This is a genomic window from Nocardioides humilatus, from assembly GCF_008373755.1.
Taxonomy (GTDB): domain Bacteria; phylum Actinomycetota; class Actinomycetes; order Propionibacteriales; family Nocardioidaceae; genus Nocardioides; species Nocardioides humilatus.
On the sequence record NZ_VUJV01000090.1, the window covers coordinates 1 to 367 of the forward strand.

A 367-nucleotide genomic window follows, 5' to 3' on the forward strand; every position below is an offset into this window, starting at 1 on the left:
TGTAGTTTCTGTAAATGAGCTTAACGAAGTTTCCGGCCATGATGAGTCTAAAGTTATAGGGGAAGTACTTTCTGACAATGTGCTGTCCGTTGCCGACCCACAGCTTGTAGCAGTACTCCATGGTGTTCCGACTTCCGTCAATGATCAGGTTGTTAACTACATTCTGGATGATGGAGCCCTTGCCTTGGTTCTCGTATTCCAAGCTCTGACGGACAGCGCTGTCGTAGTCACCGGTAAGGATGCTGTTGTACAGTTTCTCCTCGAGTTCTTTGTTAGAACTGCTCATGCTTCCCGCGGACATTTCAGTGACGCCGGCGCTGACGGCGAGCACGCACGACGCGAACACCACGAGAAATTTCATTATCAC

Annotated in this window: 1 protein-coding gene; it reads right to left on the reverse strand. The window is 49.6% G+C overall.

The features are described from left to right. Positions 1 to 331, reverse strand: a 331-nt coding sequence (locus tag F0U44_RS24080; RefSeq protein WP_188113641.1) for a hypothetical protein, incomplete at its 3' end; no start/stop codon positions are given. Positions 332 to 367: the final 36 nt, after the last annotated feature.